The following is a 23,969-nucleotide window of genomic DNA, read 5'->3' as shown; positions in this document are numbered from 1 at the left end:
GTAAGAGATGGATGTAATGAAATTTACCCAAGCTGTATCAAGAATATGGGTTTTAGAAACTAGACTTCTTGATAAGCCTAAAATTGATAGAATGATAGAAGCTCCATCGGCAAATGAAGTACTAAGAATATTAAATGAAACAGAGTATTCAAATGTTTCAGCAAATATAAAGAGACCAGAGGATTATGAAGAAATATTAACGGCAGAATTGAAAAGGGTATATGAACTAGTATATGAAATAAGTCCTATAAAAGATGTTGTGAAGTTAATGAGTTTAAAATATGACTATCATAATATAAAGGTACTTCTAAAAGGAAAAGTATTAGGCAAAGATTTATCTTCAATGCTTATACAACTAGGAAATCTAGATTTACAAGAAGTTAAACGTAAAATAGATGGAGATAATTTTAAAAGCTTAAATGGAAACCTTGGAAAAGGAGTTCAGGAAGCAATGAAATCTTTTGAAGAAACTAAGGATCCTCAAAAGATAGACATAATAATAGATAAATATATGTATAAAGAGTTAGTAGATATAAATAAGTCACTAAATTATAAGTTTATAGATAATTTAGTAAAAGCTATGATAGATTCTACTAACATAAGAACTTTACTTAGAATAAAGAAACAAAATAAAGGAAGAGATTTTGCTGGGGAAGTTATAGTTGATGGTGGTGCAATAGATAGTAGTAAGCTTATAGCTCTATTAAATGAATCACCTGAGAATATAATGGCTAAATTACAAAGCACTATTTATTCAGATTTAATAAAAGAAGGCTTTGAAGGTTATATAGCTACAGAATCTGCAAGTCTTTTAGAAAAGTTAAGTGATAATTATATCATGGAATTAATGAAAGATTCTAAGTTAGTTACGTTTGGACCAGAAAAGATATTATCTTATATTTATGCAAAAGAAACAGAAATAAAAGTAATAAGGATTATAATGGTTGGCAAGCTTAATAATATTGCTGAGGAAGTAATAAGAGAAAGGTTGCGTGATATATATGCATAAGAAAATAGGTGTTGTTGGCGATAAGGATTCGGTTTTAGCCTTCAAAGCTTTAGGAATAGATGTATTCCCAGTAGTTGAAGCTGATGAAGCAAGAAGAGCAGTTGATAACTGTGCAAGAAATGACTACGCAGTAATTTTTGTAACAGAGCAAATAGCACAACATATTGAAGAAACAATAGCACGTTACAATGAACAAGTACTTCCAGCTGTAATATTAATTCCAAGTAATCAAGGTTCATTAAATATTGGATTAAAGAGAATTAGTGATAGTGTGGAAAAAGCTGTTGGCGTTAATATTTTATAGGAAGGTAGGTTAGTGATTTGAAGACCGGAAAGATAATTAAGGTTGCAGGTCCTTTAGTTGTTGCTGAAGGAATGGAAGAAGCAAATATATTCGACATGGTTAAGGTTGGGGATAAAGGTCTTATCGGAGAAATCATAGAAATGAGAAGCGATAGGGCATCTATCCAAGTTTACGAAGAAACTACAGGAATAGGACCAGGGGACCCAGTTGTTACAACAGGAGAACCATTAAGTATAGAATTAGGACCAGGACTAATAGAATCAATGTTTGATGGTATACAAAGACCACTTGATGCATTTGCTAAAGCTGCAAATTCACCGTTTTTAACAAAGGGTGTAGCAGTTAAGTCATTAAATAGAGAAAGAATTTGGAAGTTTGAACCTACAGCTAAAGTAGGAGATGTAGTTGAAGCTGGAGATATAATAGGAACAGTTCAAGAAACTACAGTAGTGCTACATAAGATAATGGTTCCTTATGGAGTAAGGGGTACAATAAAAGAAATTAAGGCAGGAGAATTCACAATAGTTGATACTGTTTGTATAGTAGAAACTGAAAAAGGTGATAAGGAATTAACATTAATGCAAAAATGGCCAGCAAGAAAAGGTAGACCATATGCAAGAAAGTTAAAACCAGAAGCACCAATGACTACAGGTCAAAGAGTTATAGATACATTTTTCCCAGTTGCAAAGGGCGGAGCAGCAGCAGTTCCAGGTCCATTCGGTGCTGGTAAGACAGTTGTACAACACCAAGTAGCTAAATGGGGAGATACTGAAATAGTTGTATATGTTGGTTGTGGTGAACGTGGAAATGAAATGACAGACGTTCTTAATGAATTCCCAGAACTTAAAGATCCTAAGACTGGTGAAAGCTTAATGAAGAGAACAGTCCTTATTGCTAATACATCTAACATGCCAGTTGCAGCTAGAGAAGCTTGTATATATACAGGAATAACAATTGCAGAATACTTCAGAGATATGGGATATTCTGTTTCAATAATGGCAGATTCAACTTCAAGATGGGCGGAAGCTTTAAGAGAAATGTCTGGTAGACTTGAAGAAATGCCAGGGGATGAAGGTTATCCAGCATACCTTGGATCAAGACTTGCTGATTACTATGAAAGAGCTGGTAAGGTTATTTGCTTAGGTAAAGATGGTAGAGAAGGAGCTGTAACAGCTATAGGAGCAGTTTCACCTCCAGGAGGAGACCTTTCAGAGCCAGTTACACAATCTACTCTAAGAATAGTTAAAGTTTTCTGGGGATTAGATGCTCAGCTTGCATATAAGAGACATTTCCCATCAATTAACTGGTTAAATTCATATTCATTATATGCAGATACTATAGATGAGTGGATGAATAATGAAGTTGCATCAGATTGGTCTACCTTAAGACAAGAAGCAATGACTTTACTTCAAGAAGAGTCAGGACTTCAAGAAATAGTAAGTCTTGTTGGTATAGATGCTTTATCAGAGATAGATAGATTAAAACTTGAAGTTTCAAAATCAATAAGAGAAGATTACCTTCAACAAAATGCATTCCATGAAGTTGATACATATGCTTCATTAGATAAGCAATATAAAATGTTAAAGCTAATACTTCTATTTAGAAAAGAAGCAGAAAGAGCATTAAAAGCAGGAATTTACTTAAATGAAATTTTAGGCTTAAGTGAAATAAGAGATAAAATTGCAAGAAGTAAATATATTCATGAAGATAATATAAATAAGATAGATGAAATTGAAGTAGAATTAAAATCTGCTATAGATGCATTAATCAACGAAAAGGGAGGGGTTCTAAATGCTTAAGGAATATAAAACAGTTACAGAAGTTGTAGGACCTTTGATGGTAGTTGAAGGCGTTGAAGGCGTTAAATACGATGAATTAGTTGAAGTAGAACTTCAAACTGGTGAAAAAAGAAGAGGTAGAGTTCTTGAGATAAATGGAACAAGAGCAATGGTTCAGCTTTTTGAAGGTTCATCAGGAATAAACTTAAAAGAAACAAAAGCTAGATTCTTAGGAAGACCACTTGAACTTGGTGTTTCTGAGGATATGCTAGGAAGAATTTTTGATGGTATGGGACACCCAATTGATAATGGCCCTAATATAATTCCAGAAAAAAGATCAGATATAAATGGTGAGGCTATTAATCCAGTATCAAGAGATTATCCATCAGAATTTATTCAAACTGGTATTTCAGCTATTGATGGACTTAATACATTAGTAAGAGGACAAAAGTTACCTGTTTTCTCAGCATCAGGACTTCCTCATGCACAATTAGCTGCACAAATAGCAAGACAAGCGAAAGTTTTAAACTCAGATGCTAACTTTGCTGTTGTATTTGCTGCAATAGGTATTACATTCGAGGAATCACAATTCTTCGTTGATGAATTTAATAAAACAGGTGCTATAGATAATTCAGTATTATTTATGAATCTTGCATCTGATCCAGCTATCGAAAGAATAGCAACACCAAGAATGGCTCTTACTACAGCAGAATTCTTAGCTTATGAAAAAGGAATGCATGTACTTGTTATAATGACTGATATAACAAACTATGCAGAAGCACTAAGAGAAGTTTCAGCTGCTAGAAAAGAAGTTCCAGGTAGAAGAGGATATCCAGGATATCTATATACTGACCTTTCAACTTTATATGAAAGAGCAGGTAGACTTAGAGGAAGAGAAGGTTCTATAACTCAAATTCCTATTTTAACAATGCCTGAAGAGGATAAGACACATCCAATTCCAGACTTAACTGGATATATAACAGAAGGACAAATAATCCTTTCAAGAGAGTTATATAAGAAAGGTATTATTCCTCCAATAGATGTATTACCATCACTTTCAAGACTTAAAGATAAGGGGATTGGTAAAAATAAGACTAGAGAAGATCATGCTGATACAATGAATCAATTATTCTCAGCTTATGCACAAGGTAAGCAAGCAAAAGAATTATCAGCGATTTTAGGAGAATCAGCTTTATCAGATACAGATAAGCAATATGCTAAGTTTGCAGAAGCATTTGAAGAACAATACGTATCTCAAGGTTTTACAGCAAACAGAAGTATTGAAGAAACTTTACAATTAGGATGGAAGCTTTTAAAGATACTTCCAAGAACAGAGCTTAAGAGAATAAGAGATGAGTATCTTGAAAAGTATATGCCAAAGGGAGATGAAGAATAGCCATGGCAAGATTAAATGTCAATCCTACTAGAATGGAGATGTCTAAGCTAAAAAAGAGATTAGCTACAGCTACAAGAGGACATAAACTTTTAAAGGATAAGCAAGATGAGCTTATGAGACAATTCGTTAATCTTGTCAAATACAACAATGAATTAAGAAAATCTGTAGAAGCAGAGCTTCAAGGGTCACTTAAGGACTTTGTTATGGCTAGAGCTGTTATGAGCTCAGAATTTCTAGAGGAAGCAGTAGCTTATCCAAAAGAAAGTATATCTGTTGAAGTAGGAACTAAAAATATAATGAGTGTTAATGTTCCAGAGATGAATTTCCATAGACAGCTTGAAGGCGATGAAGGGAGCATATTCCCTTATGGTTTTGCAAGTACATCATCTGAATTAGATGATTCAATTGCTAAGCTTTATGGAATTTTACCTAAGCTATTAGAACTTGCAGAAGTTGAAAAGTCAACTCAACTTATGGCAGATGAAATAGAAAAGACTAGAAGAAGAGTTAATGCTCTTGAATATATGACAATTCCTTCTCTGCAAGAAACCATTAAGTATATAAGAATGAAGCTTGATGAAAATGAAAGAGGAGCTTTAACTAGATTAATGAAAGTTAAAGATATGATACAAGCAAGAAATTAGAAAAAAGTCCCTATTTGGTTTTGTGTTACATAAAACCAAATAGGGACTTTATATATTTCTATTTTAGCAATATAAGATAAAAATCGTCATTGTTTTGTCATTGATAATAATATTTATAAATAGTATAATAAGGTAATGACTTTAAGCGACATAATAAATAAAAAGAATATCAACAGTTAAGAGGTTAAGGAGAAATTATGCGATATATATTATCTTTTATATTAGCATTTTTAATAGTATATTTAATAACGCCAATTTTGATTAAATTATCTTTTAAATATAGCTTTACAGATAAACCGACAAAAAGAAAAAAACATAAAGGTGAAACTCCACTCTGTGGTGGATTAGCTATGTTTATAGGATTTTTTATAGTATATTTTACAGTTAATAATTATACATCAGTTAAAGAAAAATCATGGATATTATTAGGTTCTGGATTAATATTATTAATAGGATTAATAGATGATAGTTTTAAAACTAGAGGCAAGGAATTTCCTATATATCCAAGATTAATAGTTCAATTAGTGGCAGCATTTATTATATTTAAATCAGGAATAGTTTTTAGAGGATTTACAAATCCGTTTACAGGAGTTTATATACAGTTATCAGGAATAATACAATTTATACTTACAATTACATGGATATTTGGAGTAACAACAGTTATAAATTGGTCAGATGGTATGGATGGACTTGCCGGTGGATTATCATTGATTTCATCAATAACATTTGCAGCAGCTGCAATTATTCTAGGACAAAGTGAATCTATAAGTATGTCACTAATAGTAACAGGAGTAACTTTAGGATTTTTAATGTATAATAAATATCCAGCAAAGATTTTTATGGGAGATTCAGGAGCAAATTTTTTAGGATTTATATTGAGTATAATAGCTTTAGATGGTGCTTTTAAACAAGCAACTTTAATGAGCTTATTTATTCCAATACTAGCTCTAGCAATTCCTATATTTGATAATCTTTTTGTTATAATAAAAAGATTTATGGATGGAAAACCAGTATATCAAGCAGATAGAAGCCAAATACATTATAGACTAGAAGCTAAGGGGTTTACTCCAAAGCAAGTTGTAACATACATAAATATGGTTAGTTTAGCTTTTAGTATAATCTCGATAATTTTACTTTTAATTAAGAGCTGATAGTATATAATTAAGATAAGGTGCTGTCGCATAATTAAAAATTTAAAATTTAGAATGTAAAATTAAGTCGAAAACTACTGAGAGTAGTTTTTAAATAATGTTTGATAATATATTATAAGTATGTAATACAATTAATTTAAAAGTCCAGTGATTTGAAGTTACTGGACTTTAATTTGTAATAGTTTAACAGAACTGAATCGCTAAAAGCGACGGCTTGAGCCAGTGTTTAAACTTAATTATATATGGAAAAAATAAGAAGTGAAGTTTCTTTCTCAAGGAAGCTTTACTTCTCACATTCTAATATGCTTAGGACAAATATCAAATTAATTATATCAAAGACTTTGCAAAACTAACTTCTGTTTAAGTAAAAAAAACGGAAGTTAGTTTTTCAATTTACATAAAATGAATGATTTACAAAAATTAATTCCAATAATTGTAAATACATAAAAAGAGCATATAATATAAACAAAAGGGGATGATATTATGTTACAAAAAAAATTAATTTCGATTTTAACTTGTTCAGTATTAACACTTACTTTAGTTTCAGCACCAGTAAAAAACACTTTTGCAGCAACTACTATTCCTAATGAAAAAATAGTCTCTGAAGAATTTGCTAAAAAACAATCAGAAATACAACCTAAGTATGGAGAAAATGAAAAGATTACTGTTGTATCTACTGAATATCAAACTGTTACTTTGACACCGAGTGGATAACCTGCTGGAGGGAATAATTTCAAAAGTCGTGGTTCTCTTTTCTTTAATTATGATTCAGGTGGTAGCCAAAGTATTAGTGTTGGTCTTGGATGGGAGCCATTTAGTTTTAGTGTAAGTACAGGACAAATGAGTACAAATGCATATACATCAGGTTCAACGGTAAATTTCCCAGCTGGTAATAACTATTATATTGTAAAACTTAATAGAAGGATGAAATTTGAAAGACATAAAGTAGATGTATATCAATATAATACTTACCAATATACCTACTATACAACAGTTAGTTCTATATACTCTAACTCCCATTACTTACAACAAGTTTATTAAGAGTATAAGTATCAATGATTATTAATAAAAAATATTTTTATTCTTTAATAGTAGTAATAATAATTATTGGCTGTTCTATAGCACTATCTTTATATTTTAATAGTAATGGGTATAAGCTTAAATCTATAGATAAAGAGTTAGAAGATATTTATGAACTACCAAGTTCTTATACGATTTTAGAAGCAGAAAATAATAATATTGTAAATGTTTCAAATACCTTAGAAAAGGAAAGTAAATTAATTAATAAGTTTTTATTAGATATAGATAATAAAAAAATGTCCATTTTAAAGACGATTAAATCTTATGATAATAATTTAATTATAACTCTTTATGTTTATGACGATATGATTGATGAAATAAGAGTATGGAATTACAATGTAAATAGTAGAAGTATTGAATCAGGGGATTCACGATTTGAATCATATTATATAAAAAACAATGATGGAATATCAACAGTTTTCTTAAAGGGTATTAAGAATAGTCAACTCCAAATGGATACGGAACAAATAATAAGTGATCAGATACTTTACATGTTTAAAGATATTTTTAAATTTCCTTGTCTATTAAGAGCAGTTGCTACACATATTTCTTCTTTTAAGAGCCTTCTTTTCTTAACTTGTTTTCCTATTATATTAATATTATACGTTGATTAAAAAATTTTAATTAATAATAAACACTTAATTAAAATATAGGCTTAAACAAAATAAAAGTTTGAAAATTCAGAAATTATCAATTATAATATAATTTAATTTAATCAATAGGCATACTCAAGCTATTACATAATTCATTAATCATTCATAATCAATTATCAAATATAAATTATCTATTGCTCACTATCAAATATCAATTATAACTGCCCACTCTCCATTGCAATCGTCTATTGTAAACTATCAATTATCCATTAAAAAAGGGGGTTTTATCATGTACACTGGTAAATTAGTAAGGTTAAGAGCATATAAGGAAGAGGATATAGAAAGAGCAGTGGAGTTTATAAATGATGAAGAAGTAAAAAAGTTTTTAGACTCTAACATTCCATTTCCAATGACTAAATGGCAAGAAGAGGAATGGGTAAGAAGTAGAAAAGCAAATTCTAATTTTACTTATGATTTTGCAATTGAAGATTTAGAGACAGGAAAATATATAGGTGGATGTAGCATTAATGAATGTGATGTAAAAAATAGAACTTGTGTAATAGGTATAATGATTGGGGACAAGGAATATTGGAGCAAAGGATATGGCAGTGATTCGTTAAAAGTATTAACAAAATTTATATTTGAAGAAGTAAATATGAATAAGATAAAGCTTAAAGTTTTTTCCTTTAATACCAGAGCAATAGCATGTTATAAGAAGGTTGGATTTAAAGAGGAAGGCATACTAAAGAAAGAGGTATATAGAAATGGAAAATATCACGATGAAATACTAATGGCAATTTTTAAAGATGAATTTGCAAGTTAAAATAAGCAAATATGAAAATTCATAAATAATATTTTTTATGAATTTAATTCTACAATTCAGTAAGCAATAAAATTCACATATATAAATTTTACATTTTAAATATGTGAATTTTGATGTATATTTAAAAATATTTGTAAATAAACTGTAATATATAAAAATAAGATTGAAACTTATCAAGAGTGGTGGAGGGACTGGCCCTAAGAAACCCAGCAACCTACGTAGGTTAATTATCATAAATGATTTTCATTTATATAGTAGCCTTGTTGTGTGGTGCTAATTCCTGTTAGATAAGGGTAATTCATGGGCTGTATATCAATACCTGAAGGTTATCCTTTGGGTATTTTTTATGTATAAAAAATATATAAGTGAATATATTTTCAATTATCCATTGAAAAGGGGGGCTATAATGAATATTAAGAATTTGTTTGATAAAAAAGAGGTGGTTTTTTCATTTGAGATATTTCCACCAAAGCAAGAATCAAAAATTGATACTATTTATAATACTTTAGAGGAATTAAAGGATTTAAAACCAGATTTTATAAGCGTAACCTATGGGGCAGGTGGAAGCTTATCTAAGAATATGACATGTGAAATTTCATCAATAATAAAGAATAAATATAAAATAGAGCCATTAGCTCATTTAACATGTGTACACTCAAATAAGAATCAAGTAAATACTATATTAGATAATCTAAAGCAATCAGGAATAGAAAATATATTAGCTTTAAGAGGTGATATACCTTCAGATTATAATGGAAATAATGAATTTGAACATGCAAGTGATCTTATAAAGCATATAAAACAAAGAGATAATTTTAATATAGTTGCTGCATGTTATCCAGAAAGGCATTTAGATAGTATAAGTATAGAAGATGATTTGATTAATCTAAAGAAAAAGCAAGAGGCAGGTGCTACACATTTAATTTCTCAATTATTTTTTGACAATGAGTACTTTTATAGATTTTTAGAAGAAAAAGATAAATATAATATAGATGTTCCAATACAAGCTGGAATAATGCCTGTTATAAATACTAAGCAAATAAATAGAATAGTTTCATTATGTGGAGCTAAGTTGCCAAAGAAATTTATTAAAATAATGAATAAATATGAATTTAAGCCTGAAGCATTAAGAGATGCTGGAATTGCATATGCCACAGAGCAAATAATAGATTTGATATCAAGTGGAGTAGATGGAATTCATTTATATACCATGAATAATTCATATGTTGCTAAAAGAATAAGTACAAGTATATTTTCTATATTAGATACTATAAATAATTGTGAAGGAGTAATAAATTAGTTAATATATTAATTAGGATAATATTAAATATAAATAATATGGTTATATGGAGGAAAGAAAATGGAAAAAGTGGAGAGTTTTGAATTAGATCACAGAATAGTTAAAGCACCTTATATAAGAAAGTGTTGTTTATTAACAGGTGAAAAAGGAGATAATGTAACAAAGTTTGATATCAGGTTTTTACAGCCAAACAAAGAGGCTTTTGGAACTGCAGCTATGCATGGATTAGAGCATATTTTAGCACATGAGTTAAGAGGTAGATTGGAAGGAATAATAGATTTATCTCCAATGGGATGTAGAACAGGCTTTTATTTAAGTATATGGGGAGATAGAGAAGCTTCTGAAATAAAAGAAGCATTAGAATTATCATTAAGAGAAGTTTTAAATGCAACAGAAATACCAGCAGCTAATGAAATTCAATGTGGAAATTACAGAGATTTATCATTATTTGGAGCAAAGGAATATGCAAAAGAAGCTTTAGAAAAAGGTTTTTCATTGAATATATATGGAGAAAGATAAAGGTTATATGTGTCTTATAAGTGGAATTTAAATATAAGACATATAGTGATTTATTTATGAATAAAAATATACTATAAGATATAAGAGTTGTATTCTAATATAAAAAATTAGAATACAACTTTTTTAATTAGAAAGAAAGTATAAGAATTTTAAGTTCTAATAATTAATAAAATAAATTATGATAAGTAATCTTATATATGTTTAAAAATAAATATAAGTATGCTAACATTTAATTATTGGAAAATTTTGAAAATTGAAATTATTACAAAATGGGGGAGATAATTTGAGAGACAAATGTGGTAAATTTAAAGAATTGGAATCATTCATCAGTGAAGGAAACGATGATGAAAGTTCCTTAATTGCAGTATTGCATCATGCACAAGGATTATATGGATATTTAGGAAGAGAGGTACAGGAGTATATAGCTGATAGACTAAATATGCCAGTATCTAAGGTGTATGGTGTAATAACTTTTTATTCATATTTTTCTACAGAGCCAAAAGGTAAATATGTTATAAGTGTATGTACTGGGACAGCTTGCTTTGTTAGAGGAGCCTGCGATATACTAGAGGATTTTAAAAAGATTCTAGGAATAAAAGAAGGTGAAACAACGGAGGATGGACTATTTACTCTAGATACATTGAGATGCGTTGGTTCATGTGCTATAGCACCAGTTGTGCTTGTGAATGATAAAGTTTATGGATATTTTACTAAGCCTCAAGTAAATGAATTAATAAATAATTTAAGGGAGCAAGGTTAATATGAATAGAATAAATACTTATAATGATTTATTAAAGATGCATGAAGAATGTAAAAAGAAAATAGAGGTTAGAGAAAATCCAGAAAAATTTAATAAAGATGAAATAAAAGAAAGGCATATATTGATTTGTGGAGGACCTGGATGTAAAGCTTCAAACTCTGATAATATATTTAAAGCATTTAAAGAAGAAATAGAAAGATTAAATTTGCAAGAAGATGTAAAGGTAATAATGACAGGATGCTTTGGCTTTTGTGCAAAAGGACCAGTAATAGAAATTATGCCTGATAAGGTGTTTTATATACAGGTAACTGAAGAAGATGTTAAGGATATAGTAGAAAGTCATATTGTTGAAGGCACAGTTGTTGAAAGATTGCTTTATGAAAATGAAGAAACTAAAGAAAGGATAAAGGTAAAAGAAGAGATACCTTTTTATAGAAAACAAGTAAAAATAGCATTAAAAAATTGTGGAGTTATAGATCCGGAAAATATGGAAGATGCTCTAGGAAGAGGGGCTTATACAGCACTTGGGAAAGCTCTATCAACTATGACTCAAGAGGATGTTATAAAAGAAATAAGTGAATCTGGCCTTAGAGGAAGAGGGGGCGGAGGCTTTCCAACAGGGAGAAAGTGGGAAGCTGCTAGAAGAGCAAAAGGTGATATAAAATATGTAATTTGTAACGCTGATGAAGGTGATCCAGGAGCATTTATGGATAGAGCAATATTAGAGGGGGATCCAAATTCAGTATTAGAAGCAATGGCTATTTGTGGTTATGCTATTGGAGCTAGCAAAGGTTATATTTATATAAGAGCAGAATATCCTTTAGCTGTTCATAGATTAAAAATAGCATTAAAGCAAGCAAGAGAAATAGGAATTCTAGGAAACAATATCTTAAATACAGGATTTAATTTTGACATTGAAATAAAGTATGGAGCAGGAGCATTTGTTTGTGGTGAAGCTACAGCATTAATTCATTCAATTGAAGGATTAAGAGGAGAACCTACAATGAAGCCACCAAGAACTTCAGAAAAAGGACTATGGCAAAGACCAACTTGTGTTAATAATGTGGAAACTTTTGCAAATATTAGTCAAATAATTAACAATGGTGCTAAATGGTATAGCTCAATAGGAGCAGAAAAGTCTACTGGAACTAAGGTTTTTGCGTTAGCAGGGAATATTAATAATGTAGGATTAGTAGAAATTCCAATGGGAATGCCTTTAAAAGACATAATTTATGAAATAGGAGGTGGAATTGTCAATAATAAATCGTTAAAGGCTATACAAACTGGAGGACCTTCAGGTGGATGCATACCAGTAGAGTATTTAGATTTACCTATAGAATATGATACTTTAACATCAATAGGTTCCATGATGGGATCAGGTGGAATGATAGTAATGGATGAAGATAACTGCATGGTTGATATAGCTAAGTTTTATCTAGAATTTAGTGTTGATGAATCTTGTGGTAAATGTACTCCTTGTAGAATAGGAAATAAAAGAATATTAGAATTGCTAAAGAAAATTACTGATGGAACTGCAAAAGAAGAAGATTTAGAAAAAATGAAGGAACTATGTGAAGTTGTAAAGGATGCTTCTCTTTGTGGACTTGGAGAATCAGCACCAAATCCAGTATTAAGTACCTTAAAGTTCTTTAATAATGAATATAAAGATCATGTAATAAATAAAAAATGTACTGCAGGAGTGTGTAAGGGATTAGTTAAATATGAGGTTACAGATAGTTGTATTGGATGTACTAAGTGTTTAAGATCATGTCCTGTATTAGCTATTAAGGGTAAGATTAGAGAAAAGCATAGTATTGATATTGATAAGTGCATAAGGTGTGGTTTATGCTACGAAGCATGTCCAACTAAAGCTATAATAAAAACTAGCTTAGGAGGGGAAGTTTAAATGGTTAATGCTAAGATAAATGGAGTTAATATAGAAGTAGAAAAAGGAACTAGTATCTTAGATGCTGCAAAAAAACTTAATATAAATTTACCAACATTATGTCATATGTATATGGTAGATGGGAAAACAAGAAACTGTAAGGGAACTTGTAGAGTATGTGTTGTTGAAGTTGAAGGTTGGGATGGATTAGTACCAGCATGTGCAACTGAAGTAAGAGAAGGAATGTCTATAAAAACTAATTCATTAAAAGCAATTAGAGCAAGAAAAACTATAGTAGAGTTATTATTATCAAATCATCCTAAAGATTGTTTAAATTGTGATAAGAATATGAATTGTGAGTTGCAAAAATTAGCTTCTGATTTAGGAATAGATGAAAATAAGTATGAAGGCGAAAAGGTAAAATTTGACCTAGATATTTCTGATGGATTTATTAGAGATAGAGAAAAGTGTATCTTATGCAGAAGATGTGTAACTGCTTGTAATGATATACAAAAGGTACATGCAATAACAATAGCTAATAGAGGATTTGAAACCAATGTATCAACATTTTCAAATGATTCGATAAAGGATACAAACTGTACTTATTGTGGACAATGTGTAGCAGTTTGTCCTACAGGAGCATTAAGAGAAAAAAGTGATTATAAAAAAATATGGGAAGTTTTAGATGATAATAATAAATATGTTATATCTCAAATTGCACCAGCAGTTAGATATGCACTTGCAGAAGAATTTGGGCTAGAGCCTGGTAAATTATCAACAGGAAAAATTGTAACTGCACTGAAATTATTATCTTTTGATTCTGTTTTTGATACTAATTTTGCCGCTGATTTAACTATAATGGAGGAAGCTAATGAATTTATTGAAAGAATTACTTTGGGAGAAAACTTACCACTTATAACTAGTTGCTGTCCAGCTTGGGTAAATTATGCTGAAACTAATTATTATGAAAATATTAATCTGGTATCTAGCTGTAAATCGCCTCAACAAATGTTTGGAGCTATAGCTAAAAATTATCTTCCTCAAGAGTTGTCTGTAAAAAGAGAAAATTTAACTGTAGTATCTATAATGCCATGTATAGCTAAAAAACATGAGGCAAACAGAGCAGAAATGAAAGGCATTGATGGTATAAAAGATGTAGATTTAGTAATAACTACAAGAGAACTTGCTAAAATTATAAAAGAGGCTGGAATAGATATAGTTAATTTAAAGGATTCAGAATTTGATAATCCTTTAGGAATGTCAAGTGGAGCAGGTACTATTTTTGGAACTAGTGGAGGGGTAATGGAAGCTGCACTTAGAACTGCTTATGAATGGATAACTGGTCAGGAATTAAAACAAATTGACTTTGAAAATGTTAGAGGGTTAGAAGGAATTAAAGAGGCTAAGATAGACCTAAATGGAAAAGAAATTAATATAGCAGTTATTAGCTCATTAGGAAATGCAAAAAAAATAATGGATGAAATTAAAGATGGAAATTCAAAATATCATTTTATAGAGGTAATGGCGTGTCCTGGAGGATGTATTGATGGAGGAGGACAACCTTTTATAAAGTCCAATAGAGATATATTGAAAAAGAGAATGAATGCAATATATAACGAAGATAAAAATAAAATTATCAGAAAATCTCATGAAAACCCTATGATACAAAAGTTATATAAGGATTATTTACAAAAACCAAATAGTTATATTGCTCATCATATTTTACACATTAATTATAAAAAGAACTAATTAAATGATAGATATAATATAGTTAACTATATTATAAAATGTATTAAGAATTAATTATACAATATAAAGGGAAACGGTAAGTTTCCCTTTTATTCTAATAAAATTAATCAGAAAAAACAAAATATTGGGAAAAATATCAAAAAAAACGTTTTAATTAGAAAAAAACTATGGAAAAGAATAACAGGTGATAGTATAATTATTATGTAATCATACTAAAGATATATTTTTTTAATAGACTACTAAATAATAATAATCGAAAGGGCATTTTATGATTGAAACAATATTAATTTCTTTAATATTTTGTAAAATAAAAAAATTAAAAATAAAGCCTTTATTTAAAAGTTGGACAATATATCCGGTACTATTTATGGAATTTGTATATTTGATTATACAAGTTAATATTTTTATGGACAATTACGTAGTAATAAATAATGTAGGAATATTAAAAGCCTTATATTTATGTTCATATTTACCAATGATATTTAAATATAGGCAATACATATCAGCTATAATAGGTTCTATATTTGTTATTATTGGAGGATTATTAAATGATATAGCCATATCTGCTAATAATGGATTTATGCCAGTTTTTCCAACACTATCTTTTTTTACTGGATATGCAAAAATAGAAGCCTTTGATAAAGTAAATGATATACATATATTAGGTGATTCAAGTACTAAGCTAAAGCCTTTAACGGATATATTTGATCTTGGTTATAGCGTTCTTAGCATAGGTGATATTTTTATTAGAGTTTATGTATTTATTATAATTTATAATGTAGTAAAACAATTAAATATATCAAAAGAGAAAATAAGTTAATTATTTAATTAAAGAGCTTATAAGAAGGAGAGAAGTCATGTTAAAATTACAACCAATAGAATTTTTCTTAAGGGTACTACCAGAAGGATTTCTTTTTGTGTTTTCTATTTATATTTTTTCACAATTGAAAATAGATAAAAAAAAGTTGATAATATCTAGTTTGATATTCTCAGTTGCAGTATTTATAATAAGAAGTCTTCCAATAAATTATGGAGTACATATGATACTATCAGTATTAGTCTTGCTATTCATATCGATATCATATAATAAGGTGGAGGCTATTCATTCGGTAAAAAGTATTATAATTCTTTATTTAATTCAATTGATATCAGAAGGGATAAATATTTCAATACTTAATTTAATGAAACTTAATTTAGATCAGTTATTTAAAGACCCAGTAAAAAAATCTATTCTAGGATTACCATCATTACTAATCACATTCATAATAATTATCATGTTTTATATAATTAATAAAAAAAGGAAGCTGAAAAAATGAGTTTAGAATTATTTTGTAAGAAGATATCTTATAATTTAAAAAAGGAATTAAATTTAGATGATGACAAAAGAAGTATTATAGAATATGGATTATATGCTGTTGTACATATGGTTATATCAATACTATCAGTGGGGTTATTTGGAATACTGTTTGATGTAATGATTGAATCATTAATAATATCTTTTGTCCAAGCTATTTTAAGAAAATATTCAGGTGGAGTTCATGCAAGTACTCCATTTAATTGTATATTAATAGGAATTGTCGTAGCAGTATTACCTGCATATTTTATTGAAAATATTAAGCTTAATATTACTTATATGATTTTTATAGGAATTATTATATATATTAGTTCATTAAGTATTATTTATAAATTAGCTCCAGTGGATAGTCCCAATAAACCAATAAAAAAAGAAGAAAAAATAAAGAGATTAAAAAAGAGTTCTATAATAATATTAACTATTTATATGGTTATAGTAAGCTATAATATAATAATGTATTATATTAATAAAAATAATACTTTTTTAGTTTATTCTGCCTGTATATATTTTGGAGTATTATGGCAGGTTCTAACTTTAACAAAACATGGTCATACTATAGTTAATGCAATAGACTCTTTATTAATAAAAATTTTAAAGATGATAGGAGTTGAAAAAAAATGAAAAGATTAAACAACAAAATTTTAATGGCTGTTGCTGCTTTTGCTACAGTAATTGCATCTGTAGTATCTACTTCAGCTTGTTTTTGGGCTGTATATCAACCAGAAGAGCCAAAAGCTTTAAGAGATGAATAATTAAATAGGATCGGATTATTCCGATCCCTATTTTAAGTAGTGATGAGGTGAACAGTTTGAAAACAATAAATGAAGACAGAAGAAAACAAATAAATGATATGGTTTCAATAGTAAAATTGGCATCATTAATGTTCACGGCTATAATATTCTTTCAATATATTTTTAAGGAAAATGAAATTTTAGATAATTTGATAAGTCAGAGAATTATAATTGTAGGTGTTGGATTTGTGATATTGTTGTTATTAGCAATATATATGATATGGTCACTTTCTTTAAATAGTGGAATAAATAAAAGAAAGTATAGGTTTATAATCTTTATAGAAAACTTAGTTTTTATTGCTGTATTTTTTATAACCGTCATATTGTCAGGAGCAAATGAAAGTGAATATAAATATCTATTTTTATTTATAATAACTAGTTCAACTATACAGTTAGGTTTAAAAAATGGAATAATAGTTGCTTTAATATCTTCAACTTTAATATTAGGAATGGATATTATTTGTATGCCTAATGCAAGTGTTAATAAGTATTTTCAAAATGACTTGATATTATCAGGGATTTTTCTTCTTACAGCTTGGCCACTAGGATTTTATGTTAAAATTGAAGGGGAGCATATTAATAGGTTAGAAGAATTAGTAAATAAGGATGGACTAACAGGAGTATTTAATCATAGATATTTCCATGATGCATTGAAAGAGAAAATAACATTATCAGAGAAGTATAAAGAACCTACTTCTATGATATTTGTTGATATAGATTATTTTAAGCATTATAACGACTTATATGGACATCAAAAGGGAGACGAAGTTTTAAGAACTATTGGTAGTTTATTAAAAAATAATATAAGGGAAGATGATATTGCAGCGAGATACGGGGGAGAAGAATTTGCTGTGATATTACCAAATACTACAGAAGAAGAGGCTACGTTATTAGCAGATAAATTAAGATTAACTATAGAGGAAACTAAGTTTTATGGTGAAGAGAATCAGCCAAGGGGAGTTTTAACAGCTTCTATGGGGGTTTCTGTTTATCCAGATAAAGCTAAAAGTGATGTAGAACTTATAAAGAGTGCTGATGACGCATTGTATAGAGCAAAGTTCTTTAATAAGAATAGAGTTGAGACATATACTTCAATATTAGATGAGCTTAAGAATGATATAGAAGAAAAAGATGTAGAATTAGTTACATCCATTAAGACTTTAATAAGTGTAATTAATGCTAAGGATAGATATACATATGGGCATTCAGAGAGAGTAGTGCTATATAGTAGATTGTTAGCAAAGAAATTAAAGTTAAATAAAATTGATACTGATACATTAATATATTCAGCATATATGCATGACATAGGTAAGATAAATATAGCACAAGATGTATTAATGAAGAAGATGCCATTAACAGCAGAAGAATGGGAGTTATTAAAGCAACATCCAGAAAGTGGAGTTGAAATAATAAGACCTGTCAAGTCATTAGAAAATATGGTGCCAATTATATTGCATCATCACGAGAAATATAATGGAACTGGTTATCCAGACGGATTAAAAGGCGAAGAAATCCCTTACTTATCGAGAGTGCTTACTGTTGTTGATAGCTTTGATGCAATGACTTCAAATAGACCTTATAATCAAAGAAAAACATATGATGAAGCTATAGTAGAATTAAGAAAGTTTAGTGGAATTCAATTTGATCCAGTTATTGCAGAAAAGTTTATAGAAGTAATAAAAGAAAATAAAGATAAATTAGATAATCTTATTTAAGTGAGGGGATATTGGTATCTTCTCGCTTTTATTTTATGATAAAATGTAATTAAAATATAGTTTAAAGAGGTGAGTTTGATGAGAATAGGAATAATTGGTTTAGGTAATATATGTGAAAAGGCTTATTTACCTGTTATTACAGCTATAGATGGAATAGAAATAGTATTTTGTACTCGTAATAAGGAAAGATTAAATAGCTTATCAAAAAAATATAGGGTAAGGGAATCTGCATCTACTGTCGATGAGTTAATTAATATGAATATCGATGCAGCCTTTGTTCATACCGCAACTGAAAGTCATATAGAAATAATAGAAAAGCTTTTAAATAATAATATTCATGTTTATGTAGATAAGCCTATAAGTTATAGCTATGAAGAAAGTATTAGAGTTTCTAATTTAGCTAAAAAGCTTAATAAAATTTTAATGGTTGGATTTAATAGAAGATTTGCACCAATGTATTCAGAGTTAAAAAAATATGGAATTCCTTCTGTTATTAAATTAGAGAAAAATAGATTGAGTAGTCCAAAGGAGCCAATTGTGTTTGTTTTAGATGATTTTATTCATGTTATAGACACTTTAAGATTTTTAACAGATGATGAGATAGAAAACATAAACGTAAATGGACTAAAGAAAGATGGATTAATTTATAATCTTGTTGTTACAATGACTAGCAAGAACACAACATGTATAGCTATGATGAATAGAGATAGTGGAGCTAATGAAGAAGAACTAGAATATACTTCATCAGGGAAAAAAGTAATAGTTAGAAATTTAATGGATTCGAGAGTGCTAATAAACAATGTAGAAGAAAATAAATACTTTAAAGATTGGGATACTATTTTATATAGAAGAGGATTTGAAAGTATAATAAATGAGTTTATTAATTCTGTAAAGCTAGGAATTCAAGCAAATCCAACAATAGAAGATGCTTTAAATACTCATAAAATATGTGATGAAATTTTAAAAAAAATAGATGAAATGTAATAAGGAAGTGAGATTACTCTCACTTCCTTATTACATTTTTATGTTTTTATTTGTTAATCTTTTATTAGTATATTCTTTAATAAGTTGATAAGCTACGCTAAATGTTGGTATTCCAATTAGCATACCTATTAATCCAAGGGTACTACCGCCAACTAACATAGCAAGCATAACCCATATTGCAGATAGCCCAACTGAGTTTCCAACAACTTTAGGGTAAATAATATTACCTTCAAATTGTTGTAAGCATAAAATAAATACAATAAACCATAGAGCTTGTATAGGGTTTATTATAAGTATTAAGAATACAGCTGGAATAGTACCAATAAAAGCTCCGAATACTGGAATCAATGCAGTTACTCCAATAAGAACACTAATAAGCAATGAATAAGGCATTGAGAATATATTCATCCCTACAAAGCAAAGAACTCCCAATATAACTGCTTCTATGCATTGACCAGTTATAAATTTTGCAAAAGTAACATTAGCAAGTCTACCTATTTCTATTATTTTATATGCTATATTTTCTTTTGAAAAAGCATACAATGTCTTTTCTAAATGATAGATTAAAGTTTCCTTACTAGCTAGCATATAAATTGTAAGTACTATAGAAAGAACAAAATTAACAACGCCACTAGTTATGTTCATTGTAGTGTTTAATATACTACTAAGAGATGTAGTTAATAATCCTCCAAAGAATTGAAGTAATTCCTTCCATGTGCTCATTAAAGTATCATATAAATTTTGTAGAATCTCAGTTGATGAAATAAATTGATTTATCAAAGTTTCAAAAGACCTTATATATTCAGGGACAGTGTCTAGCAAGGTTGAAACACTTGATATTAACTGAGGAATAACAAATAAAGCTAAGGCTATTATAAGCCCAATAATAGTAATAAATGTTGTTAAAATAGATAATGGTCTTTTTAAATTTCTTACAAAACTTGATTTTTGTTTATCTAAAAAATAAAATACATTTTTTTCAAAAAATTTCATAGGCAAATTCAATACAAATGCCATTGCAAATGCTACGATAAATGGATTTAGTATTCCTAAAATGTTTCCAAATGTACTAATTACATACTTTATGTTTAATAATACAAAATATAGAATAATTAAATATGTTCCAAGTAAAATATTTTGCTTAAATTTATTGTTTATTTCTTTCAAACTTATACATCCTCCAATTGCTTAAGATATAATAAAATATTAAAATCAAGTTTATTTCAGAATTGTTTATTATTACTGCAAAAAAATATTATAATATAATTTTAAATCAATAAGTGAATTAATACCAGTAATAAAGGTTAAATCATTTGTAAAATAAAAATTAAATATATATAATAATAGCTGTGAACTAAAATAGTAATGGAGTTGAGAGTATGAGTAAGGTACAGGTAAGGAAGATAACAACATTAGCAGATACAAAATATTTAAAGTTATATAACGCGGATTACATAAATAAAAAGGGCGTTTTAAGGAGCTGGACTATAGCATCAAGGAAGGATTTGGAAACTATAAATGATAAGTATTTTCATGGAGCAGAAGATAAAATAGATGCTGTTGTAATAGTCGCAAAACATGTAAAAGAAGATAAACTAGTTATGATAAGACAATACAGAGTTCCTATAAATGGATATATTATTGAATTACCAGCTGGACTTATAGATAATAATGAAAGCTTTGAAGAAGCGGTAAAGAGAGAATTAAAAGAAGAAACAGGGCTAAATCTTATAAACATAGATTATAAAAATACCAAGGAGAAGGTTTATGTATCTGCAGGTATGACTGATGAATCTATAGCACTTGTTCAATGTACATGTGATGGTGAAATATCATCAGAAAACTTAGAAGATGATGAAGATATAGAAGTTATAATGGTTTCAAAAGAAGAAGCAAGGAAACTTATAAATTCAAATGAAGATATAGATGTTAAAGCGTTGCTTGCAATGCAAAATTTTATATTAAGCTAAAAAGGTAGGGACTATCCCTACCTTTTTTAATAAATTTTCCAAAATGAGATAAAATATTAAGGACTATTGTGTATAAGAGGTGCTAAAATGAGAGACGAAATTATGAGCAATAAAAGAGAATATTTTAATAATTTTGGTATGGACGAAGATGTAGTAGAAAAGGTGAAAAAAGAGCTTTCATATATAAAACAATCAGGATATTTCACTGGAGAAAATAATGTGAAAATATATTATGAAAAATATAAACCTAAAAAAGAAATAGGTAAAATAGTCATTGCACACGGCTTTACTGAATGTATAGAAAAATACAGGGAAATAATATATTACTTTATAAGAGAAGGATACTCAGTCTATATAATGGAGCACAGGGGACACGGTAGGTCAGGAAAACTAGGAGTAAAGGATAAAACACAAGTAAATGTTGAGAATTTCAATTACTATATTGAGGATTTTAAAAAGTTTCTTGACAATATAGTAATTAAAAATAATAAAAGGTTATACTTATTCTCTCATTCCATGGGAGGTGCAATAGGTGCTATGTTTATAGAAAAATATCCAGAGTATTTTTGTAAGGCTATTTTATCATGTCCCATGTTTCAAATAGCAATAGGAAAGGTTCCATGTTGTTTAGCTAGAGCTATAGCCAAAATAAGTATATGCCTTGGTAAGGGCGATGAATTTATATTTGGTAATATGCCTTATGAAAGTACATACGATTTTATATTAGCATCAACATCGAATGAAAGTAGGTATAGAGTATATTATAAAGAGATAGTATGCAATGAAAAGATACAAAGAGGTGGGGGATCTTTCAGATGGTTATATGAATCTTTAAAGGCAATTAAGTATATATTTAAGAAGAAACATATAGAAAGAATAAAGATACCAGTTTTGATTTTTCAAGCCGGAAATGATACTTTAGTTGGGGAAAGAGGAGAAAGACGATTCTCAGAAAAATGTGATAAATGTGAATTAGTTAGATTTGAAAATGCTAAACATGAACTTTACTTAGAAAATGATGATGTACTAGTTCCTTATTTAGAAAAAATATTTAATTTTTTAGAAAGTTGAAATAATATTATAAAAAATATTTAATTAGTTAATATAATTATTGAAAGTATGCAGTTAATATAATTATTTATATTAAACAGGCTATATAAAACAGGCTATATAAAAATATACGCCTGTTTTTAGTATTAACAATAGTATTATTAAAAAATATGATATTATATAAGTTACAATAAGGAGGGATATTAAAATGCAGGAGATACTGAAGTTAAAAGATAAGAGTGGGAATAGGGTTGATGCAAAATATAGAGAATTAGATTTAAGCTATATAGATCAAATAATGGAGCTACAAGATATAATAATAGATGGATTAGAAGATAAGCAATTATATGCTCCTACAGAAAAGAATGAATTCATAGCATATTTTAAAAAAGGTGCTAAAATAATAGGCTATTTAAATGAAAAAGAAGAGTTAATTGCTATGGCAGTTTATATAAAAAAAGGATATGAAAAAGGAAATTACGGATATGATTTGGATCTAGAAGGAGAAAAGTTGCTTAAAGTTGGTCAAGTTGAATCAACTGTAGTTAGAAGTGATTATAGAGGAAATGGTCTTCAAAGAATACTTTGTGAAAAAATTGAAGATATAGCTAAAGAAGATAATGTTAAATTATTAACATCAACAGCGTCACCATATAATAAGTATAGTGTTAATACATTTGAAAACTTAGGATATAAGATTAGAAAAGATAAAATTAAGTATGGCGGATTAAGAAGGTATGTATTGGCTAAAGAATTATAAAAGTAGGGGATGTATCAAAATAAATTTTAATATTGGCCTATAACAAGAGAAGCTCTAATTTGAGCTTCTCTTTTGGCACATATATAAATAATAAAGAAAAATTTCTATTTAAGCTTAAAAAAGTCTTTAAGCAAGTAGAATCAATGGTTTAAAAGGGGCTCGCGAAACGCGAGCCCCTTTATAAAAATAAGAGATTAACTTTTAAGACTATAAAGCTTACTTGAAATTGAATAAATTTTATATTAAATAGATTTCTGAGACTGAGCATCTTTTTAATATAAAAATAAAAAGATATTTAGAAATGCAAAGCTAATATAAGTTATTAGAAAATAATTAGGCAATATAGTTCAAATT

The 23,969-nt window shown here is 28.6% G+C and carries 25 protein-coding genes and 1 riboswitch; of the genes, 24 read left to right on the top strand and 1 reads right to left on the bottom strand.

What is annotated here, in order from left to right:
- The first annotated feature begins 7 nt into the window (after positions 1–7).
- From I2A75_RS00875 to I2A75_RS00775, 21 genes are all read left to right on the top strand, one after another.
- Positions 8–1,009, top strand: a complete 1,002-nt coding sequence (locus I2A75_RS00875) for a V-type ATP synthase subunit C (RefSeq protein ID WP_195262588.1) — start codon at positions 8–10, stop codon at positions 1,007–1,009.
- The gene (locus tag I2A75_RS00870) at positions 1,002–1,313 is read left to right on the top strand and encodes a V-type ATP synthase subunit F (protein WP_195262587.1); all 312 of its coding nucleotides are present in this window, start codon (positions 1,002–1,004) and stop codon (positions 1,311–1,313) included. Before I2A75_RS00875 ends, I2A75_RS00870 begins: the two co-directional genes overlap by 8 nt.
- A gap of 17 nt (positions 1,314–1,330) precedes the next feature.
- Entirely contained in the window at positions 1,331–3,112 is a 1,782-nt protein-coding gene (locus I2A75_RS00865) for a V-type ATP synthase subunit A (protein ID WP_195262586.1), read from the top strand.
- On the top strand, positions 3,105–4,487 hold the full coding sequence (locus I2A75_RS00860) for a V-type ATP synthase subunit B (RefSeq protein ID WP_195262585.1): 1,383 nt from the start codon (positions 3,105–3,107) through the stop codon (positions 4,485–4,487). The genes I2A75_RS00865 and I2A75_RS00860 overlap by 8 nt, the downstream gene beginning before the upstream one ends.
- A 2-nt stretch (positions 4,488–4,489) precedes the next feature.
- Positions 4,490–5,131, top strand: coding sequence for a V-type ATP synthase subunit D (locus I2A75_RS00855; protein ID WP_008676926.1), 642 nt, complete (start codon positions 4,490–4,492; stop codon positions 5,129–5,131).
- Positions 5,132–5,328: 197 nt separating this feature from the next.
- A complete protein-coding gene (locus I2A75_RS00850; protein ID WP_195262584.1) occupies positions 5,329–6,282 on the top strand; it encodes an MraY family glycosyltransferase in 954 nt (317 codons plus the stop codon).
- A gap of 483 nt (positions 6,283–6,765) precedes the next feature.
- Positions 6,766–6,996, top strand: a complete 231-nt coding sequence (locus tag I2A75_RS00845) for a hypothetical protein (protein WP_195262583.1) — start codon at positions 6,766–6,768, stop codon at positions 6,994–6,996.
- A gap of 126 nt (positions 6,997–7,122) precedes the next feature.
- Complete coding sequence (locus tag I2A75_RS00840; protein WP_195262582.1) at positions 7,123–7,323, top strand: hypothetical protein; 201 nt, start codon at positions 7,123–7,125, stop codon at positions 7,321–7,323.
- Positions 7,324–7,337: 14 nt separating this feature from the next.
- Complete coding sequence (locus I2A75_RS00835; protein WP_195262581.1) at positions 7,338–7,976, top strand: hypothetical protein; 639 nt, start codon at positions 7,338–7,340, stop codon at positions 7,974–7,976.
- Between the two features lie 268 nt (positions 7,977–8,244).
- Positions 8,245–8,778, top strand: coding sequence for a GNAT family protein (locus I2A75_RS00830; RefSeq protein WP_195262580.1), 534 nt, complete (start codon positions 8,245–8,247; stop codon positions 8,776–8,778).
- A 167-nt stretch (positions 8,779–8,945) separates the two neighbouring features.
- Positions 8,946–9,072: riboswitch (SAM riboswitch) on the top strand.
- Between the two features lie 112 nt (positions 9,073–9,184).
- Entirely contained in the window at positions 9,185–10,078 is an 894-nt protein-coding gene (gene metF, locus I2A75_RS00825; protein ID WP_195262579.1) for a methylenetetrahydrofolate reductase [NAD(P)H], read from the top strand.
- A 60-nt stretch (positions 10,079–10,138) separates the two neighbouring features.
- On the top strand, positions 10,139–10,597 hold the full coding sequence (locus I2A75_RS00820; RefSeq protein WP_195262578.1) for an S-ribosylhomocysteine lyase: 459 nt from the start codon (positions 10,139–10,141) through the stop codon (positions 10,595–10,597).
- 283 nt (positions 10,598–10,880) lie between these two features.
- The gene (locus I2A75_RS00815) at positions 10,881–11,357 is read left to right on the top strand and encodes an NAD(P)H-dependent oxidoreductase subunit E (protein ID WP_195262577.1); all 477 of its coding nucleotides are present in this window, start codon (positions 10,881–10,883) and stop codon (positions 11,355–11,357) included.
- Position 11,358: 1 nt separating this feature from the next.
- Positions 11,359–13,263 carry an NADH-ubiquinone oxidoreductase-F iron-sulfur binding region domain-containing protein gene (locus tag I2A75_RS00810; protein ID WP_195262576.1) on the top strand — a complete coding sequence of 635 codons (1,905 nt, stop codon included), beginning with the start codon at positions 11,359–11,361 and terminating at the stop codon, positions 13,261–13,263.
- The gene (locus I2A75_RS00805) at positions 13,264–14,991 is read left to right on the top strand and encodes an NADH-dependent [FeFe] hydrogenase, group A6 (RefSeq protein WP_195262575.1); all 1,728 of its coding nucleotides are present in this window, start codon (positions 13,264–13,266) and stop codon (positions 14,989–14,991) included.
- Positions 14,992–15,259: 268 nt separating this feature from the next.
- Positions 15,260–15,811, top strand: a complete 552-nt coding sequence (locus tag I2A75_RS00800; protein WP_195262574.1) for a DUF5317 family protein — start codon at positions 15,260–15,262, stop codon at positions 15,809–15,811.
- A gap of 37 nt (positions 15,812–15,848) precedes the next feature.
- On the top strand, positions 15,849–16,307 hold the full coding sequence (locus I2A75_RS00795) for a hypothetical protein (RefSeq protein WP_195262573.1): 459 nt from the start codon (positions 15,849–15,851) through the stop codon (positions 16,305–16,307).
- Positions 16,304–16,966 carry an accessory gene regulator B family protein gene (locus tag I2A75_RS00790; RefSeq protein WP_195262572.1) on the top strand — a complete coding sequence of 221 codons (663 nt, stop codon included), beginning with the start codon at positions 16,304–16,306 and terminating at the stop codon, positions 16,964–16,966. The genes I2A75_RS00795 and I2A75_RS00790 overlap by 4 nt, the downstream gene beginning before the upstream one ends.
- The gene (locus I2A75_RS00785) at positions 16,963–17,097 is read left to right on the top strand and encodes a cyclic lactone autoinducer peptide (protein WP_195262571.1); all 135 of its coding nucleotides are present in this window, start codon (positions 16,963–16,965) and stop codon (positions 17,095–17,097) included. The genes I2A75_RS00790 and I2A75_RS00785 overlap by 4 nt, the downstream gene beginning before the upstream one ends.
- Positions 17,098–17,195: 98 nt before the next feature.
- Positions 17,196–18,851, top strand: coding sequence for a diguanylate cyclase (locus I2A75_RS00780; RefSeq protein ID WP_195262784.1), 1,656 nt, complete (start codon positions 17,196–17,198; stop codon positions 18,849–18,851).
- A gap of 78 nt (positions 18,852–18,929) precedes the next feature.
- Positions 18,930–19,835, top strand: a complete 906-nt coding sequence (locus I2A75_RS00775) for a Gfo/Idh/MocA family oxidoreductase (protein WP_195262570.1) — start codon at positions 18,930–18,932, stop codon at positions 19,833–19,835.
- 30 nt (positions 19,836–19,865) lie between these two features.
- Here the strand turns inward: I2A75_RS00775 and I2A75_RS00770 are convergent, their stop codons facing one another.
- Positions 19,866–21,002 carry an AI-2E family transporter gene (locus I2A75_RS00770; RefSeq protein ID WP_195262569.1) on the bottom strand — a complete coding sequence of 379 codons (1,137 nt, stop codon included), beginning with the start codon at positions 21,000–21,002 and terminating at the stop codon, positions 19,866–19,868.
- A 212-nt stretch (positions 21,003–21,214) separates the two neighbouring features.
- Here I2A75_RS00770 and I2A75_RS00765 point away from each other — a divergent pair, with 212 nt between their 5' ends.
- The 3 genes from I2A75_RS00765 (at position 21,215) to I2A75_RS00755 (ending at position 23,615) form a co-directional block, all read left to right on the top strand.
- A complete protein-coding gene (locus tag I2A75_RS00765; RefSeq protein ID WP_195262568.1) occupies positions 21,215–21,805 on the top strand; it encodes an NUDIX hydrolase in 591 nt (196 codons plus the stop codon).
- A gap of 87 nt (positions 21,806–21,892) precedes the next feature.
- Positions 21,893–22,876, top strand: a complete 984-nt coding sequence (locus I2A75_RS00760) for an alpha/beta hydrolase (protein WP_195262567.1) — start codon at positions 21,893–21,895, stop codon at positions 22,874–22,876.
- A gap of 187 nt (positions 22,877–23,063) precedes the next feature.
- Positions 23,064–23,615 carry a GNAT family N-acetyltransferase gene (locus I2A75_RS00755; RefSeq protein WP_195262566.1) on the top strand — a complete coding sequence of 184 codons (552 nt, stop codon included), beginning with the start codon at positions 23,064–23,066 and terminating at the stop codon, positions 23,613–23,615.
- Positions 23,616–23,969: the final 354 nt, after the last annotated feature.

Origin of the sequence: Clostridium sp. 1001275B_160808_H3 (assembly GCF_015550425.1) — a bacterium.
In the GTDB taxonomy this organism is placed as follows: Bacteria; Bacillota; Clostridia; order Clostridiales; family Clostridiaceae; genus Clostridium.
The sequence above is the reverse complement of the archived record's forward strand: the minus strand, read 5'-3'. Positions and strand labels throughout refer to the sequence as shown.